The organism is Planktothrix paucivesiculata PCC 9631 (genome assembly GCF_900009265.2).
Classification (GTDB): Bacteria; Cyanobacteriota; Cyanobacteriia; order Cyanobacteriales; family Microcoleaceae; genus Planktothrix; species Planktothrix paucivesiculata.
The window spans coordinates 1-306 of the sequence record NZ_LR735119.1 but is presented as its reverse complement, the minus strand read 5'-3'; the positions used below and the strand labels follow the sequence as shown (position 1 = coordinate 306).

Genomic DNA, 306 nt, shown 5'->3' with positions numbered 1-306 from the left:
TCTCTCGTCGAATATCCAGAGATTGCTGGTAATAGGATATCGCTTCTTCGTAGCGTCCTAGGGAATTGTAAGCAGTGCCTAAATTGTTTAAAGAAATAGCTACCCTCAATCTATCCCCAATCTCTCGTTGAATATCCAGAGATTGCTGGTGATAGGATATCGCTTCTTCGTAGCGTCCTAGGGAATCGTAAGTATTGCCTAAATTGTTTAAAGAATCAGCTTCCCCCCCTCTATTCCCAATCTCTCGTTGAATTTCCAGAGATTGTTGGTAATAGGATATGGCTTCTTCGTAGCGTCCTAGGGAAT

1 protein-coding gene is annotated in these 306 nt (G+C 42.5%); it reads right to left on the bottom strand.

Going from position 1 to position 306, the window contains the following annotated elements:
• Positions 1–306, bottom strand: a 306-nt coding sequence (locus PL9631_RS25790) for a tetratricopeptide repeat protein (protein ID WP_156090727.1), incomplete at both ends; no start/stop codon positions are given.